This window comes from Rania fehmarnensis (assembly GCF_056494185.1).
In genome coordinates, this window is record NZ_CM151398.1 from 3,360,484 (window position 1) to 3,381,085 (window position 20,602).

1 protein-coding gene is annotated in these 20,602 nt (G+C 55.1%); it reads right to left on the bottom strand.

The genetic code is table 11. The features are described from left to right. Window positions 1-887: 887 nt before the first annotated feature. Window positions 888-20,573, bottom strand: coding sequence for a cadherin-like domain-containing protein (locus tag SH573x_RS11485; RefSeq protein ID WP_479355127.1), 19,686 nt, complete (start codon window positions 20,571-20,573; stop codon window positions 888-890). Between the last annotated feature and the right edge of the window lie 29 nt (window positions 20,574-20,602).

Sequence of the window (20,602 nt, forward strand, 5' to 3'; positions counted from 1 at the left end):
TGCGTCATGCACTATTGTTCTCAGTCGGCCTAATACTTTACGCATAAACTATTGGCCAACTGCTCTCCACAGACCTTACGTCGGTGGAAGCACGACTAATTGGCTAGAGGCCAGCGAGCAAGCCCATCAGCGATCCGTTTACCGAGACGAGGTGGAATGCGGAGAATCGAGTACGAGTACGAGTGCGAGTACGAACTTGCGCCGTGCACTATTGGTTGCGATCGACCCAATACTTTACACATGAACTATTGGCCACTTGCTCTCCACCGACCTTGCGTCGGTGGAAGCACGACTGATTGGCTAGGCCAGCGACCAAGCCCATCAGCCATCGGTCTACCGAGACGATGTAGAACGCGGAGAATCGAGTACGAGTACGAGTACGAGTACGAGTACGAGTACGAGTACGAACTTGCGTCATGCACTATTGGTTGCGATCGCCCCAATACTTTACACATAAACTAATGGCCAACTGTTCTCCACCGGCCTTGCGTTGGTGGAAGCTCGACTGGTTGGCTAGGGGCTAGCGACTTGGCCAATTCGTCATCAGTCCACCGAGACCATAATGCTCATGTTCGATGTGAACGCTGAGAATGGAGTAGGCGTAGGAGTACGAGCACGAGCATGGTTTTGAGTGATGCGCTATTAGTTCGCGGGCTTCAAGATTGACGTGCCGCAAACTAGCGCGGTGCCGACCTAAATTGCAGGTTCGGTCACACCGTACTCCTTACTCCTACTCCTACTCCTACTCCTACTCCTACTCCTACTCCTACTCCTACTCCTACTCGTGCAATCCGCGAATAGTAGTAGGAAGAGGAATAGCTGTACGATCTCGTAAGGTGTAAGTCTTAAGTCTTAAGCCTTACACCTTACTCCTTACTCCTCCCTACTCACAGACTCCCGAAGAAGTCATCCACGTCTTCGACATCCGCATCCTCGCTCTGCCCGATCAGGTCCGCCAAGAGCGATGAATCGTCGCCGCTTTCGGTGTCAGCGGAATTGATCTTACCCAGCAAGCTATCGGCGGCCGAATCATCGCTGGTCCAAGCCTGGCAGGCAGCCAGTTCTTCCATCAACTGGGCTTCGATCTGACGAACGATTTGAGGTCCGACGGTCGCGATGATCTGCTCTGGAGTAACCATCGTCACGATCATCGGTGCGGCCAGGCTGGATAGGTCAGCTGCGTCCACAGGGCTTTCACCTTCACCGGCTCCAATGCGCGTGTTCAGGTAGTTGATCACCAGCAAGGCATCCAGAGGCGAGACCCGCTCGTCACCACTTGGGTCCAGGTATGGAGGAGCAGTGACACCGGAAGTCGGCAGGTTGGTTGGTCCGCCCGCGTTGAGGTAATTGATAATTAGCAGAGCATCAATCGGCGAGATGAAGCTATCGGCGTTGACGTCCAGCTCCAGCGTTGGGTTGCGCCAAGCGCTGCCGACGGTCACATTCACTGTGGCCACGTTCGATGGGCTACCGATCGTGTCTTTGACAAAGTAGCTGAAGCTAGCTTGACCAATGAAGTCAGTGGCTGGCGTGTACTGGACGCGGCCGTTGGCTTGGACCACGACAGTTCCGCTCGTCGGCTGACCGACAATTTCTACGCTGGCGGGATTTAGTGCTCCGTCCAAGTCGAAGTCGTTGGCCAGGACATTGATCAACACTGCCGTGTTGCGTGTGGTCACAGCCGTGTCATTGGCGGCACGTGGCACGTTGTTGACGATCACCGTCACCGGCGCTTCGTTGGAAACGTTGCCGGCCGCGTCTCTGACGGTGTAAGCAAAGTTATCGATACCCACAAAGCCGACACCGGCGGTGTACCGAACCGTACCGGCTTCAACAGCTACCGTACCGAAGGCAGGCAGACTGGTGATCGAGATGGTGCGTTGATCAATCAAGCTGTCGATATCGGTATCGTTGGCCAGCACGTCCAGCAGCACTGATTGTCCAACTGGGACCGTGAACGAATCAGCAACTGCAACTGGTGCGTCATCGACACCGGTAACTATGATCGACACGGTAGCTTGACTGCTGGTGGCACCGGCGGCATCGCGAGCCTGATACACGAAGTCATCGGTCAGGCTTTGGCCGGTGACCAATCGTTGCATCGCGTCGACTGCGCGTGGGTCGTAGCTGATCGAGCCATCGGCATTGATCGTAACCAAAGCCCCCAGCCGACTGGTTAGCGTGGCTGGCACAGCCGTCAGGCCGACACTGCCATCGACATCGATGTCATTGGCCAGCAGACCGGGAGCAGCAATGTTCAAGACCGCATTTTCGGAAGCGGTGTAATTATCAGGTACGGCCGAAGGCGCGTCGTTGACCGCATTGATAGTAATGGTCAATGTTTGCACTGCGGATGTGTTCTGATCGTTCGGACCGGCTGGTCCTAGATCGCGTGCCACCACAGTGACCACTGCCACACCCGAAGCATTCGGTGCTGGGGTGAAGGTCAACACGCCAGTGGACGAAATCTGCGGACGTACCGAGAACAGGGACGGCTGATCGGCCACCAGATCAAACACAACCACTTGCGAAGCTTCGTCGGTTGCAGTTTGTGGTGTGAGCAGCAGGCCAGCAGCAGGCCGGATCGAGGATGCCCAAGGTTGGCTGTAGGCACCGCTATCTTCTTCGATGGCCACTTGTCCACCAGCAGTAAACACTGGCGCATCATTGGTGGGATTGAGCGTGATGGTAAAGGTCTGAGCAGCCGAACGATTGACGTTGAGACCCACGTTCGAACCATCATCGACGGCGACCACGGTTACAGTTGTTGTACCTACTGCGTCCTTGGCAGGTTTGAAGCTGAGCGTTCCGTTAGAGCTAACCGTCGGCTGCACTTCGAACAACAGCGCGTTGGTCGCATTGACATCGAACAAGACGGTCTGGGTGTTCTGTTCATCAATCGATGATGGAGCACCAGCCAGTATGGAGGTCGCCCAGTTCGATACGGTGACCACACCGATGTCTTCCAGGACCGTTTGATCGGCACCCTTGGTAAAGGAAGGTGGATCATTGACACCAGCGATGGAAATCGTGATCGTGCCCGTGCCACTGCGGCTAGGCGTACCATTATCGCTGACGACATACAGGAAGGTATCGGTACCAACTGCGTTGGCAGCAGGACGATAGATTAGCGATGTGATAACGCCGGCGGTGAGTACCGGAGTAACAGTGCCACCGTTGGCCGTAGTCCGCTCGACTTGAGTAATCGATAGGGATTGTCCCGCTTCATCGGCGGTTGGACCAGGCACGTCACCGTTTAGAATATCCAAGGCCTGGATTTCAATCTGCGTGTCTTCTGGCGTCTCGGCCGAGTAACTATTAGGAATCGGCGGATCATTCTCGGGCGTAACGGTTATCGTAAAGGTCTTGATGTCCGACACGTTGACGTTAGGCGCATCGGACGCCCCTAAGTCTCTTAGTTGAACGAAGACCACCAAGTTCTTGTTCGCCGAGTTGACGTTAGCGGCAGTCCTGAAGGTCAAGGTACCGTCGACTTCAATTCGTGGAGGTGAGTTACTATCGAAAGCGGATGGATCTTGCGGGGTGACATCAAAAATGATCTCTTGACCATTTTCGTCATCGGTACCGACTGGGCCTCGACGTACTTGGGTGGCAAACCCTGGGCGGCTGACCAGGCCTTGGTCCTCATTGACCGTCAGGCCACTTTGGATATTGAACTGCGGCGCGTCGTTAACCGGCGTGATGTTAATCGTAAAGGTCTTCGATTCAGACACGCTGATATCCGGAGCCGTTGAGGGGCCGCCGTCGTTCAGGCGAATGATGACGACCGACTTGCCATTCTTGTTGGCGGCAGTCTTGAAGCTCAACTCGCCGTTCGGCGAAACTTGAGGCGCGATCTCAAACAGCTCAGGTGACGAGTAGGTCAGCACGCTAAAGCTGGGTGACTGAGTAAGCGGCTCGTCGGTCGCGGTATCCGGACCGACTTTGATCGTGTTGGCAGAAACCACTTGAACCCGAGTCATCGTCGTGCCAGCCAGCTGTTCGGCATCTTCATTGACTGTCACTTGAGGCAGTGCAATGTCGAAGGTTGGCGCGTCGTTAACCGGCGTTACCAGCAGCGTGAAGGTCTGTTCGGCGGACGTTTGCGGAATCGGAGTTCCCTCGTCCACCAGCCAGACGCGAACTCGCAAGTCGATGCCTGGTGTATCGCTATTTATATTCTGGGCAGTTCTGAACCGCAGGGTGCCGTCGGCACCGATGGTCGGAGCGTCGATAAAGGCGCTTGGATCGACGGGTACCACATTCACAGTGAAACGTTCGGTTTCATCGAGTGCATTGTCTGGACCGGGACGCAGTTGGGTAGCGAAGGCGGGCACGACGCGAGCGCCGGCGTCTTCGAGTACCGGGAAGGTCGGAGGAATGGTGAACTCTGGTGCATCATTGACCGGTGCGATCGTAATGGTAAATGTCTGCGTGGCGGATACCAGTGGTTCCGATCCATCGACATTTGCATCGGTCAGCTGGACAACGATAACGGCGGTACCGTTTTGATTGCTGGCCGTATCGAATTCCAGTGTGCCATCGCTCAGGATATGAGGTTGGCCACTAGCTTCGAAGAGGTCAGGATTGGTGTTCGAGACGACTTCGAAGACTGGCGTTTGCCTGGTAGCAGGCAGCGTGGTCTCGTCAATCGCAGTGGCTGGCCCGGCTGCCAGTGGATTGGCGAAAGCGACGATTCGAGTCATGGGTTGGCCAATGACTTCTTCGTTGTCTTCGGGCCTTTCGACCAAGGTTTGCGGAAGGTCGAAAATTGGCGTGTCGTTCACAGGCGTGATGCTGATCGTAAACGACTTGGTCGTTGACTTGGGAGCAGGTAACCCGTTTTCGGTGCCATCGTCGGTCAGGGTGACACTAACAACCAGGCTGTAACCAGTTTGGTTGTTGACATCGGGCTTGGCTTGGAAGGACAACGCACCAGTAGTTTCGTCGATGGATAACGTTTCGAATGCGTTGGTATCGAAACCATACGTAAAGGTGAGACTCTGTGACTGCTCATCCAATGCGCTGGCTGGTCCCGGCGCGAAGGCGGTCATAAAGTCTGGAACCGTAACCAAGCCGGCGTCTTCTGTCGTACTGACTTCAGTCTCAATCGTGAAGATGGGTTCGTCGTTGATTTCGCGCGGCAGAATGGTGAAGGTCACAGGCAATGAAGCATTTTCATCTGGTGCAGTACCGGCCCCGGTATCGCGAGCGACTACTTCAACCAGGATCTGCGGGAATCCTAAGACGTTGTTGGCCGTATCTTCCAGGATTTGATTGACATCAGGGTTCAGTTCATAGGTCAACTGACCGTTCTCGTCGATTTGCGGCAAGGTGGTGAACAAGGACGGGTCCAGTGCGCGGACTTCGAAGGTCACTTGTTGGTCTTCGATTGTCAGGGCTGGTCCATCTGCTTCATCGGTCGCTTGAGTCGGGCCCGGGCGAATGCCAGTTACAAAACCAGCTTGGGTTACCGGGCCTGCGTCCTCGGTCGACGCATAGACAGCCGGCATGGTGAATTCGGGTCGATCATTGACCGCGGTGATATGAATCGTCAGCGTGCTAGTCGATTCTAGTGGATTGGCATCGCCACCGGCCACACCGCCATCGCGGATCGTCAATCGAACCAGTACTGGTCCATTGATTTGATCGTTGTAATGGGCTGGTGGGACGTAGTTGAGCGTATCGTTGACAACGCTGACCGTTCCGCCTGCTGCGGTGATCAGTTGCGCATCGACCAGTGTTAACGTTTGATCGTTTTCATTCGGAATGTTGCGCAGGTGGCGCCAATCGTTAGTCCAGAACGTTGAACCGGGTAACGTGGTATCCGCATCTTCCAAGATCGTGATCGTATCATCGAAGGCGGTAGGTGCATCGTTAACTGGTGTCACGGTAATGGTGACAGTGGCTGGCGTGTTGCTGAGCAAACGTGGATCGGTGACGTAGTATACAAACGTGTCGTTACCGAAGAAATCTTCGTCCGGCGTATACGTGAAAGTACCGTTGGTGCTGAGAACTAACGTGCCGTTGATTGGTGGAACAGCCGGTTCGACATTGGGTGTCGATGGATCGGGATCAAACACTTTCAAGTCCGCGGCCACATTATCCACGTCGGAGTCGTTGGTCAAAACGCTGGGCGTTGCGACCAGAACATTATCTTCCGCGACTGTGTAATTATCGTCTCTGGCAACCGGTGGAGTACCGTCGACAACTTCGATTAAGTGATCTTCGACTTCACCGCCAACGGCCAAGCCGTAGGGCAGTAGTCCACCTAGCGAACTCAGACGGAATCGAGCGGAAGTCAGGCCGATGCGTGCGGCGGTTGGCGTGGCCACATGGAACACGTTGGCTCCGGCTACCACTGGTTGGCTAGAGATAACTTTCTCACCCACGTCGGAATAATCACCGTCGCCATTCCAGTCGATCCAGGCATCGATCATACCGGCGCCAGTTGAGGTGATGGTTACCGGCACTGGGTTGGAGTTGCGGTTGAACAGGCTGCCGAAGCTAACACCGTCTTCGTCATTAGCGCGGATGACTACGTTACTATCGACGACTGAGGTCACACCGAGTACCAGGCGGCGAGCCGCTACTTGCCCGCTAATCGCATCGGCAATCGCTTGAGCGAAGCTGTTGGTTGTGGCTACGGACAAATCGAGGTTGATGGCTACACTGCCCACTGCCACCGCTGGGGCGCTAGGAGCTCCGGTCGGAACATGATTGATCTCAAACGTCACCGAATTGCCAGCTCCATCGTTGATGCGGAAGTTAGCACCGTCCAGACCAATGCTGATCGTGGCGGGCATTTCCAACTCAACGTTGCTGGTCAACTGACGAACAACAGCTGGAGCGGCCGAGAGGTTGAACTGATGAGCGGAGGTTCCGCCCAAGGTAACAACCGCGCCGTTGGCAACGGCAGCGATACCTGCCACTCTACCTTGCAGGACAGCGCCGTTGACTGCCGTCGCAAACTTGGCAGCAACTTGAACTGCTGTGTCGGTAATGAGAATGTTCACTGCCACTGAGCCCGGTGCAACCGAACCGGTCGTATTGAATTCAAAGATGGCCGACTTCAGCAGTGGATCGGTCACCACAATGGTTTGACCGTCCAACCCCGCCGCATTACCGGCAGGCAATGTTAGCGTTGCAGGACCCGAGTTGGCCAGGCGAACTCCAGCGGACCCCAACGTTAGCAGTTGGACTAATGAATCGTTGTCGTCGCCTTTGGCCGATGTGGTTGGTGTACCATCATTGTCGGCATCGGCGAATTGACCCAATTCGAGTTTAGCAATATCGATCGGCAACAATCCATGTCGTGCACCGTTGTTGGCTTGCGTAACGGTTAGTGGATTGGCCGAGTCTCCGTAGTCTAATGTGACATCGGGCATGGCAATGGTGAACTGGGTCAAGCTGGTCGCGCGGTTGGCTGCCAGTGCATTGCCAGCCACGTCGCGAATAGCTCCCACCGTTTGCAGAGCCAGCGGGGCGGTTGTCGAGCTGGTGTTCAACGTTACGCCAGTCGTACCTGTGATCATCAGGACGCCACTGCCTTCCAGGTAGGCCGTCAAGCTTCCGCCGCCGCTACCGTTGATGGCTGCCGCCAGAAGGGCCGACATTTGGTAGTCGGTGTAGTTGGGCTGGAAGGGTACGGCGATATTACCCGGCGTCACTGTGCCATCGCGATCGAATTCAAAAGTCCGCGTTCCGCCCGATGTTACGGCCACTACCAGGCTGTCTCCATCGACGTAGTCTGCGGCCGGACGAGAGGTCACCCGTACTCCGTCACTGTTCTGGAGTGTGATTTCGTATACGCTGTCGCTGCGCCAAATGCCAGCCAGAGGAGTCAAGCGAATGGTACGGCTGTTGGGACTGTAACCAAAGACATAGTCCACGCCTTCCGATAGACGTCGTCCGTTTTCCGTCAGCACCACTCGGCTGGCCGTTACGGTGCCAGCATCTGGACCGGTACCGTTGGTTTCCAGCAGCAAGATAGAGAAGTACTCAAGCGAACCACTTTCAACAATGATGTAGGTCTCGCTGCGATCGCGATCATTCAAGTCAGGATCATTGTCAATGGGTTGCTGAATGACAGCCCGAGGACCTTCGAAGTCGCTGCGATCAATGGCCCCGCGATCTTTGAAGACGTTACCACCCAAGCCCACCGGTGTGTTAACCAGCGGATCGTCCACGCGCAGTTGGCCGGTGACGTCCGTTTCAGGAGCCACGATTGGACTATCGGCGATGCCCAGTGGCTGACGTACGGTTGTCATGTTAGGCCGATCAGCGACCGAATCAACGGAGCTATCGATGGCCAACGTGCCGTTTGCCAAGTAGTAGTTGCGTCGGTTGCTATCCACGAACAGCGGCTGCGTGGGGCCCAAGATCTGCGCGAATGAACCGGGATTGGCCAACGCGCCGCCTGTGTTGGCAGTGTTGTTTTGGTAGACCATGCCGCCCAAAACTGTCAAAGCGCTGGATGCATCAACCGAAACGCCTGTGCTCAAACCGGCCACGATGTTATTGAGCAGCGTTGGGCCGGCATTGTCGGTAACGTTGATGCCGACACCACTACCGTTGAGACCCACGATCGTGTTGTTAATGATGCGCCCGAAGGGAACCGCGCCGTCTGGGGTGGTCGTGTTTTGAGTGTCGCCACTGAACAGAATGCCTCCGGTTCCACTACCATAAATCAAGTTGTTGCTGATCGTGGCGCCAGGCACTAGTTGAGCTTGATTGAACTGGAACAAGTTCGACGGCGAACCTGGGTGTGGCAGGTTACCGGTTAGCGGTGTCAGCACACCTGGGTTGCGCGTGCCAGCGTCGACCATAATGCCATAGGTGCTGGTATCACGAATGATGTTGCCTAGGATCACCAGTTGTCCTTGATCACGGAACCGGTTCGAGTCCCCTAGATCATCGGACGCGAACAGATCAAAACCGTTGGTGATGAAGCCGACAAAATTTCCATCAGCCACCGAGTTGATAATGCTCAACCCAGTCATGGTTGTAGCCGGCACGCCTAAGAAATTGGAGCCAGCCTGATTGTTCACGGCGACCATGCCATGCAAGTTGACAATGCGCGAGGTGGATGGCGTATTGAGACCAGAGTAGATGAAGTTACTGCCAACGACCGTGCCGTCGCTCATCGCAGCGGTAACATTCAATACAGCCTGAGCGGCACTACTGTTGATCGCGTCACGAATGGCGCGACCGACCGTATCTGGATCGTCGGTAGAGACGAACGGTACGCGGACAGCACCTTGAGCCACGCCCAGGTTTGGACCAGTGGTAATGGCGGTGTCATCAAACTCGAAAGTAACGGTATCGATACCATCGCTGAGCGTGAACGTTTGTCCGTCGAATAGCGAGGAACCACTAGGCGCAACCAGCGAAATCTCTTGGCTCAAGCGATCGTTTGGATCGAAGGTTCGCGTACCTGGGCCGGTAATGGCCATCTCTGGGAAGGTCGCAGTAGAGTTGATGCCGTAGGTAGCGCCGCGACGAATTTCAACCTGGTAGTAACCTTGTTCGGTTTCTTCGACTGTTGCGTCAGGTTCGTGTTTGGGATTCGTCGAGAAAGTAGTGTTTCCGACCGGGCCGGTCACCATCTCACCACGTTCGGCAAAACCGATAATTACGTCGTCAATGAACACCCCAACGAAGTTGTTATTGAGGTTGCGCTGGATGGCTGGACCGCCCAAGTTCGTGCTTTCGCGGACACCGTAAGTATCGCCGGCCAACGTTTCGTTTAGACCCAACGGACCGGGGTTAACGATATCCTTGTTCCACAGGTAAATGGTGCGATCGTAGAATTTGATCGTCGAGGTATTGGTTAGCTGGCTACCAGGATTCCAAGCTTGGGCCATCGATTGGCGAATGGCGTCTCGAACTTCGTCATAAGTCATACCCTTGTTGACCGACACACGCCGGTTGGTACCTGCGACACCGGGACGATCCGCAATGAAATTGGCAGGCAACGAAGCGCTCGGCAGGACGACCCCGCTGGTCGCATTCTGAATCGAGATGCGGGCCGGTGAAGATGGATCGGCAACAGCGCCCAAGCCTCGAGCGTTCAACTTGGGCAACAAGCGTGCCGCAATTGTGCTACCAGACTCGTTAGGCGCGAATAGCACGTTGTTGCCCGCATTGCTTGCGGTGCTGAACGTATACTGCACGCTATCAACAGTGAACTGCGCACCGTTGGTTATGGCACGACCGGACGGAATGTTCAACATGAGTCCGAAGTCGAACTCGAAGGTGGTCAGGCCACCACGTATCAAGTTGTTGATCGAGAATACCTTGTTGTTGTCAGGGATCATGTAGCCTGGAACTGAATGCAGTTCAATGCCACCTGAGCCGGTCGGTCCCATGTTCTTGTTGGCACCGGTATCAAAGTCAAAGCGGACGCGCACCAGCTTGTCACCAGCAAACGGGCTCAGATCCAGACGGGCTTGACGCCAGCTGTTAGGCGCAGTTTGGCCACCAAAGACCTCATTGACGTCGTACAGCTCGTTAACCTGGTAGGCTGCGTTATCGCCCCACTGAGGATAATCGAACTCGTCATTGGCGTTGAAACGCTGATCATCAAAGTCTGAGTTGTTGGTTCCCAGTAGCTTCCATTCACCGTCATCGCCGCTGACAAACACGCGGAAGGAGTCCCGCATGAAGTTGTTGTCCGCAGGATTGTTGGCGTTGGCCTTTTCGGTGTCGAGGTAGTAATTGAAGTACAGGATCGGTTTGTCGCCAGGCGAATAACCGCTCAAGTCAATGTTGTTACTGATCATCGAACCGCTGGCACCACCGGCCAGATCGTACGTGTTGTACGTGGCGGGGAAAGTGGTGTTGGGCACCGCAGTTGGATTGCGCAGTCCCGTCCAGTCACCGGATTGTCGGTTGGCATTTTGCGGGTCTTCGAAACCGAAGTACATGCTATTGCCGCCGTCGGTACGATCGATTCGGCTGCCATCAGGAGCGATTTCAACACCGTGGCCGGCATCGGTATCCCGCAAGCCAGTTTGGTGCCACAAGTTCACATCCAGATTGGAGAATGCCAGGCCTGTGGGATTGCTGACGTTGGTCTGCACAAACCACTGTGCATCTTCGAAGACGAAAGCTGGACGACCCTGGGTATCGAACGCGTACAGCACACCCAAGGCATCGATACCGAAGAGTATATCGGAGAGGTTTCCGTTTTCAGCGTTCAATGGACCCGCAGTGACCCCAACGAAACTGACACGGTTTCGGGTCAGCGGGTTATAGATTGTATCAATGAAGTCGCCAGCGTTATTGCTGCTGTCTCTATTGAAGGAAGTACCCACACGGTACAAGTCACCCGTATTGCTGACGGCATACATCTGATTGCCACCGATCATGGTTAGACCGGTCACAAACGTGTAATTGGGAGTCGACAATCGTGCGTTCCGAGCTGGGTTGTCCAAGCGGTCATTGGTACCAGCCGAATTGAAATTCGACGAGCCTGGGACCCACACGAAACCGTCGTTCATCAGCAGCGCGCCGGGCTCGAACACTTGAACAGCTGCTAACAAGCGCGCGTTCAAGGTTGCCGCCGAATCGTTGAAGCCGAAGTTCAACTGCGTAACGCCTCCGCCGCCGCCGGCCACGCTGAACTGAACTGTGGAAATTTCGGTGAAGTCCGCACCGGTGGCACCGTCGAGTATCAAGCGAGTTCCGATGCTCGATACGGGATTCAAATCAGGCGTCGTATTCAGAAACGCACCGATCGCCGTGACCATTTCATTCATGGCTCCAGGCGTCGACGGTGTAGGCGCAACCTGATTGTCGAGCAAATTCGTGTAGAACTCTTCGACCGACACTGTTTGTGTCGTGCCGCCGATCGAACTGCCTTGGAAGCCCGTGATCTTTAACGGGTTAATGATGGTCGGCGTGTCTGCAGAAGTCGCGACCAATCCCTCGTAATTGACCAGGTTGATCATATTGGTCGTGGCTTGACGCGTGGCGCTAGCCAGCCAAGTTGCACCGGGAAGATTGGCGACAATCTGCGGATCGGGGGCATTGATGGCCGCAATAATCGCGTTGGTTAATTGCGTGCGCGTGAAGGCTGGACTGGCGGCGATGCGGGAGTTGCCTGGTGCAACACCGTTGTTGTTGAAATCCAGTTCAAACGTAATTTGATTCAGGTTTCTATCCATCAACGTAAACGTAGCCCCGTCATAGGACTGCCCGACGCCCAGCGTCGTCGGATCGTAGAGGTTGATGAAGGCTTGATCGAGTACCAGCGGGTTCTTGATAGCCGTGGTGGGCGTGCTGAGCGTAATGCCATCATCACCGGTGATCGATATGCGATCTGTACCCGGTAGCAAGATGGCTTGATACACCCCGGCACCGGTGGCATTGATGGCGGCAATGATCTTGGCAGTCATCGTGGCCCGATTGTCATTGGCGGCATCGATTGCAATCTGGGTGTTGCCCGCGGTGAAGGCGTTGTTGGTGTCAAATTCGTACGTATCTACAGTTGCATCTGGCCGTGTAATCGCAAATGTGGAAGTATCGTAAGAACCAGAAATTGTTCCATAACGGTTGACCAAGACACTACCGGTATCAACTTCGAATGTCTGCGTTACGTTAGCTGCATTTGTAATATCGAAATGCATGCCGTCCTTGAAGAAGTTGGCGGGGACGGTTGGGAACTGCGTCGCTTGGGTTTGAGTATCGGCTACCAGAGTTGCCGACAGTGTAGTCGCATTCCATTCGAAGACGCGCGTTCCCGTAGGGGTTACCAGCGTGATGCGATCGCCGGGCAACAGCGAAGGAGCATTAATTGGCGAGGCGGCTGACATCGAGACCGCTTGGTACTGGATGTTCTGCGAAATGTCGCGTCGGGTATTGATGTAACCACGTTCGACGATTTGCGTACCGCCACCAGTGGCTAAGGCCAAATCTGTACGGTCGGCTTGGGGTGCGCTGGTCGCGGCCATGCTGGCCGGATCAAGCTTGTAAACGTAGTTCCGAGCGTCAGTGGTCCCCAAGGCTCCCAAATAGTTTTGTGGGTCGTTATCACCACGGCTACCGACGGCGTACAGGAACAGATCGCCCACTGCGCCCGTTTGTGGATAGGTTAGACCGTAGACGATCATACCTTTACCCACCCGGTTTCCGTTGGTGTTTAGCGCTTGCGCGGCAACGGGTGGGTTGGCAGCTGGATCGATTTCATAGGTGCTAATGCCCGTGGCGCCTGCTGTGCCAACTGCGCCGGTTGTTTCGTCAATCGTATAGATAACGCCGGTATTGGCATCGGTTTGATTGCCATTGACTTCGTTGGCAGCGTACAGTTGACCGTCGCTACGCATCGCCAGGTCTTGCATAGGCGTGCCGGTAAAGCGTGCCAAGGTACCGGTAATTGCACCGGTCATGGCGCTGACAGTCTGCAACTCAGTTCCGCCGCCCGAGAGCACGAACAGTGGAACGTTGCCCAGCGTCATGGGCACTGAGTTTGCGTTGCCAGAGAACGCAACTTGCAATGGTCCATTACTGGTGGTATCCGTGGGAGCATTAAAGCGGTCTTCGGCGATCCGCTGAACAGAGTCGACCGGCTCCACTCTCACCAGTGGATTGCCGCTGGCGTCGCGACGCTCGAACTGGTTCATGTAGTCGGAAATTAACTGATTGCTGGTAATAGCCAGGAAGTAGTTACCAGAGGGCAGTTCTTGTGTGCCCAGGAATGGATCCAACAAGCCGGCAGAACCACGCGAGAGATCGTCCATGTCGGTGCCTTGCAACGGTGCACCCAAATCGTCTGCCACGTTCGAATCGGTACCGAAGTACGCCAGGCGGATGGCGCCGCCAGTTGGTGGCTGATAGAACAGCCACAGAGTCGTGTTGGCGCGGCTGAGGCCGTCAGCGTAATCGACATCGATGATGGTCGACAAGTGCTGGGCCAGGCCGTCGGACTGTATCGAGTCTTGATCGATGTTAAAGCTGTACCAGTCCACATCCGTAGCGGTCGACAGTTCACCAGCCACACTCAAGGCGGCTCGATCGGTGTTGCCAAAGTTACCAAGGTTCAGCGCTTGCGTTACTGCGTCGTTAATGGACGCAGGTTCCATGGCTTCACCCGCAATGTTGGAGTGGCCAGGCATGCCGAGCACTTCAATGCCGGTGGTGGCAAAGCGAATGTCCGAATAGCGCACAGTCGAGCCAGCCACCTCATCCATTTCGCGTAAACGAACTTGTAGCTGGTATTGTCCTTCAGTCTTGCCCTTGTCCAGTTTGGCTGGGTCTTGCAAGTCCGCGCGATTGGCCCCCGGATTGGCCGAGTCAATATTGCTGCTGCGAACACGTACGAAGTAGGTGTTCTTGGCACCTGAGGCACCCGGCAGCACCAGACGCATGCCTGCATCCAGTGGGTTGGTCGAATAGAAATCACTGAAAGTGTTGCTAAGGCTATTGCCTGTGTTACGCGGTGCAAACGGGTCTTGCGGCATCGAGTTAACTTGATGAGCCGAAATCAGAGCAGCGTTCTTGTACAGTGGTAGCACACCGCGTGATTCATCGAAGCTGTTATCGCTTTGCGCGATAATGGTCCCATTGGAATCCACTAGTTCGACAATGGTATCCAAGCTGGCATCGGTGCGATCGATATCAATCCAAATCTGCGTACCGGCCGTTCCCTGGAACGAATACACGTCGACGTCATCAGGATTGTTGATGGTTCCAATTACAGTGGCGCCCAGTCGTAGTCGATCATCACCGGCTTTTTCGTTTGGCGCAATTTCACCCAAGTTTTGTGCTACGCTTGGACGACCATTGACTCCAGCCCCGGTTGATTGAGCTGGTTCCAGTTCAGTTGTAATATCGACGTTGCGATCGTTGCTGTATTTGTCGATGCGAATGCTTCGCCAATCGCCCCGCGCTCCACTAGTCGCATTTCCGTCACTGGTGGCATCGACCTGCGATCCTCCAGAGGGATTGAAGCCAGCACCGATGGTATCATCGCTGATGCTGGTCAGAACGACTGGGAAGCCGGGAGTACCCAGCACTTGCAGGGTACCACCGATGCGGTCATCGATGTCCAGCGGCCGACCGGTGCTGGTGAAACCAGCGTTGCGTCCAAGCTTGACCACCAGGCTCTCGTTCGGGTTGCTCTGCAATCGCAGGCCACCATAGATGTAGAAATCGGGAATCACGATTTCGTCGTACACGATGTGCACGATGTCCGTATCATCCCAGATACTTTCGGAGTTGATCGTTTCACCACGTACAACCAGACCATTGCTGTCGTTGCCGCCAAAGGAGTTTCCTCGGAACAACGGGCCTTTGTTTTCAGTGATCGCAGCCCGACGATCGGCCTGGCCGCGTTGACGTCCCAGATCGCGAACCGTGTTGCCACTCATCGCAGCCGCATTGATGCTGATGGCCGCACCGGAATTGTTTTGCACCACGTTGTCGACAAAGACTGGTTCAGCGCCGCGAACGAAAACCGATGCCGGCTCGTTGAAGCCATACCCGACGCGATTGAACCCAGCCTGGCCACCAGTGCCCTGGGAGTTTCGCTCAATGATCGTGTTGGCCACACGCACATCAGCCTGATGGATTTCGATGGGATTGAAACCAGCGAACGTACCACCTACTGAAACGACACCTCCACCGAAAGTGATCAGGGCATTGTCGATCGACCCAGTGCCGGTTTGTCCGAAGTAGATACCACCCCAATCACCGCCCACGGGTACTGTGGTGGCCTGGTCATTGTTCGTATCGAATGTGCCGCTAGCACCATATCGGTCATCCTTGCGGCTGGTGAAAATGATTGGCAGATCAGCTGTACCTTCAGCGATGAAGTTCGCTCCCACGCCGGTGATGATCTGGCCACCAGACATCTTGATGAGAGTGCCCGGATCGATCACCAGGCTCGCATCCAAGCGTGCGCGATTGATCGCGGCAGTAAGATTTAGCACGGTCGCTCTGGCTGCCGAAGAGTCGATGTAGAACGAAGTACTACGATCGATCTCAGCTACCAGTTGGTACGCTCCGCCGTTGAAGCTGCGGTAGAGTCGACGAGCTACGAAACCTGATGAAGCCGCCGGAATGGCATCCAAGCGAATAGCGTTAGAGGCTCCCGCCAAAGTCAATTGCTGAGTCGGCGTACTGGCGATACCTTCATTTCCATTGGCATCAACGAAGGTCATGCGATAGTTATACTGGCCAGCGGTCAATGCACCGTTGGCGACAGTCTGGGCAACCAGGTTAACTACGTTCAACGAAGGCTGAGTAGTTTCGCGGCGTGGTCCACCAGGCGTTGAACTAATTGTCAGCACATCGCTGATAACGTGGACAATATCCGTGTCGTCAAAACGACCGGCGACCGTCAACGTCTTGGCAGGCTGGCCCGGTAGGGTATCGACCTTGACGAACAAACCGTTCAACGAATTGTTCAGCAGGGTATTTCGCTGGATTACTGGTCCAACACGGTTGTAGTCTGGTGTAAAGGCTGCGTCGGACTGATAACGGTTGGTCGTAAAGTTAGTTTCTTCGAAGCTGTCCGGATCGGCTGAAATTGCCGCATCAGCGCTGAAGGTGAAGAGGCTGTTGATAACCGTCGGTCTGGCCGAAACCATATGAATCGGATTGACCACAGTCTGCTGGCCGTCGATGTTGACTCGACCACCACCAAATTTCATGTTCACAAAGCTGACCTGGTTCACGAATCGACCAGACAATTCTGAGTCGAATCGACCTTCGGCCCGGTCGATGGCGTTGCGGAACATGACGCCACCCCAATCGCCAGCTCGCGGAGTTGTTACCAGCGAACTGGTATCGACTCCCATCGACTCATCGTTGTAGCTAGTGAAGTACACGCTATTCTCAGGTGTACCAAGCAACTGCAAGTTGGCTCGGCTGCGATCGGTGGAACTGGTCGAGCTGCCCACGCCGATCGAGGATGCGCCCATCTTGAACAGCACGCCAGCGTCGGCCATCACGGTTACTCCGCGCGGCAGTTCCATCGTTTCGCCGTCGGCCAAGACTCCGTTGCCCAGCCCGCCGCGACCGATTTCGTAAGCCCAGTTGTCATTGGTGGTGTCCACCAAACCATCTAAACCACCGTTAGGCAGCAAGCGAACAATGTCGGTGGGTTGAGCGGCAGCAAATGCGGCTTGGATCGTGGGGTAAGGATTACCCAGCGAACCCAGTGGTTGCAGGGGATCGGTGGCTGGCGCCTTGTCCACGAACAGTGTGCGGCGCTGACCGGAAACATTGGATCCAGCAGGTGCGGCGGCATGGAACCAGAAATCAAATACTCCACCGGCGATACCATCACCATCGCCATCCAGGGCACTGCCACCCACATCAACAATCGGTCGTGGCAAAGCTGGATCCGTGGTCGAGACTATCGGACGAAAAGCGACGCGCAACTTGTAGTCGCCTTCGCTGACTCCGCCTAATCCGCTGTTGTTGATCTCGGGGTTGTAGTTGGCATTTCCGCTGGCACTGACTCCCAAATAGTAGACGCCTGGTTGCAGCGAAAGCTCTAAGAATGAATCTCTACTGAAGTAATTGTCGTTGACCGCTACGACTTCGCGGGAGCCATTGGGCAGCTCGCGATACAACGTCAAGAAGCTATCCAGCAAGCTGGAGTTGGGATTGCGTTCGGCCAAGACTTCGGCAGAAAACAATCCTGGTTTGCCGGCAGCGACTTCGAAGCGATACATGTCGATGTCGCGGCTGTCAGGACGGTAGAGGTATTTGCCGTTGATCTGTTCGTTGGCGCCTGGGAAGACCGGCTCAACGGGATTACCGTTCAGTGCCAGGTAGCTGCCTTCGCCGCCGTTGGTAGCGTTGCTATACAGACCACCCAGCGTCGTGCCTGGCGGTTGTTCCGATGCGTGTCCCAGGCCCATCAAGTGACCAATTTCGTGCATAGCCACGACAAACCAGCTGGGCTTGACGGCTTGATCGCTAGCTCCAAACTCGTCATTCCAGTTTTCAGACGCATCCATTACGACGGTGGCACGACCGAAAGTTGAAAAGTTAATGCCTGGCAAAGCAGGAATCGAACCGGCAACGGCCAGCGTTCCACCCTGCCCACCTTCAGCACCGAAGACGCTCAAGTCGCCGGTGACAATCGTCCAAGAATTGTTTTGGAAATCGTCGGTTTCGATAAATTTAATGCCCAACATCGAACCGTAGAAATCAAAGACTTCGCGAGCTCGTGCCTTTTGCTGCTCGGTGATCGAGTTGAAGACATCTTGGCCTAATGTGTTTCGACCGTAGGGCAAGGTCTTATTGAAGTTATAAAACTGAACTGCTACTTCAACGTCAGAGTCGGGATTATCCTGCAGGTACTTAGACTCTGGATTGATTTCGCGCGTGCCAGGCATATCGGGTCCGCCTGGAAAATCCAGTGGAAACGCAGTGGCGTTACGAATGTTTTGGTTTAGTTCAAAGCTCGAAATTGTTCCGAAGACACCCAGTGAAGTATTGGCAGAAGTAAAGGTCGAAGCCGGATCAGCGGGCGCGACGATAGTTGGCGCAGCAGGCGCCGATTCGTTGGTCCCAATGCGCAAACGGAACGAGGTATCTCTGGTCGGATCCAGGTCCTCTAAGTTACTGGCAAAAGTCAAAACGGCCAGATTGCGATCTGGGAAGTATTCGATGGATGTCGGACGATAGGTCGCGTCGTCGGTATTGCGCACAGTTCCGCGATCGGCGATCAAGGCGTAAAAGTTCGGATCAACCACGGTTGGATTGATCGCGAAGTCGCCAGTCTTGACCTGTGCAGCAAACAGGTCGTCATCATTGAAATAGACCTCGATCTGATTTCTGGCTTGGACGTTGACGCCGGACGCATTGCGCGAAGTCGGTTGTGGAACCACCGATACGATTTGAGCGCCGAGTTCCAAACGGAAATCGACTCGATCGCGATCCGTGCCCGCGATCCGTGGAACCAGTTTGTCGCCCAGCAAGTTTCGAATGGCGACCAAACTATCTGCGGGGATATCCTCGCCCATCACTTCGATGCGATACAAATCATCGGGCAGCGCGGAAGCAAAGCGGACAATGACGATGCGATTGGTGTCACCAAATCCAACGTAGCCGGGTTGCACCACGATATCGTCGCCATCGCCGAACACACCGTCCTTATTGGTGCGCAAGATGCGAATGCCTGAGGCGATGGTGGATGCGTCCAAGTCGCTCGCACCGTCAAAGCGGAATACTAGCTCCGTGGGTGACACGCGTATCGTGTTGACATTGTTGAAGCTGAAGATCTCGCCCGAGTTGGGAGCAACGGAAAGCAGGCGTGGTCCCAGAACTTGAGATGGGTTGGCGATAATGCCCGCCATCGTGATGCTGAGCGTGTACAGCTGCGGCTGCGCACCGCTGCTTCCCGTGATGCGAATAAAGTAATCCCCACCGCCGGGCAACTGAAGATTGTTGATCAGTTCTTCCAAGCCCAGTCCGTTAGCATTGAGATTGGCTAGTTCCGTTCCGTCTGCCGACGTAACTTGCACAGCCAAGTCGAGATTTCGCTGGGTATCCACGGCTTGTGGAATCAATGTGTCGGGCGAAACCATGTATTGCTGGCCGACGGGTGTCAGCCGCAAGGTCATGCGGCCAGCCGATGGTATGCTGAAGTTAAAGTAGTCGACGTCATTCGGAGCGTTGATCGAAACATCATTTACCGCAGTTACGCCATTGGCTAACTCGCCCAGTGCAGTGGCCGTGGCGACTGTGTCATTGTTTTCCTTGTCATCGCCATACAGGAAGTGAGCGCCAAGAATATCATCGTGCTGTGAACCCAGGAACTTGTCCGAAATGAACGGCTCCATCAACTTGGTTTCACTGAGCGGTTGCACGTGCCCCAGGCCGATGCCGTGCCCGGCTTCATGCATCAAGACGTTGAAGAGGATGCGGTTCTCGCCGTTTGGTCCATCTGCCGAGTCTCGGAAGAAGACATCGGTGGTGTCGATGACCATGTCGCCGTCAAAACCGGAGTTGCCGCCGTTGGACGGATAGTAGTTGTAAGCCAAGACGCCAAAATTACCATCGATGCGGTGGCCGCCGATACGTACGTCACCTCGCACTCCAGAGACGCCTCGGTTGGCAGATCCACCGAAGGGAGTGCCATCGTCATTGGCTTCGTAGACAAAAGTCAGACCTGATTCGCGCGCCCAGCGATCGTAAGCATTGGAAAAGAGGTGGAACCAGGGCCGAGCCGAAACGGGACCTGCCCCGCCTCCGTAGATACTGTCCATGAACGCAATCAAATTGCTCGATTGATTGGCATCACCTGCGTCCAAGGTACCGTCGGGCACGATGCTCCACGTCACAACCGATGGGTCACCCATGTTGGGGCTAACGCCGCCAACCGGATTGGACCAACGGAAAGTTGAAGTGTTGAATTCGCCGCGGATTCCGCCGCCGTCTGGAGAATTTGACGTTCGCACCAGGTTGGCCTGCTGCTCCCAGTTCTGCCAATATTCAGTCGTCGTGTTCGGCGCAAAAGCTGCACGCAACACATCTGCGGCCATCAATTCCCGGCGCTCGAGGCTTTCCAGAATGGCCCGGCGCAATCGATTGCGACGAGTAGCATTGTCCATAGAGGTATTGGTGGGAGAAGATTGCAGGC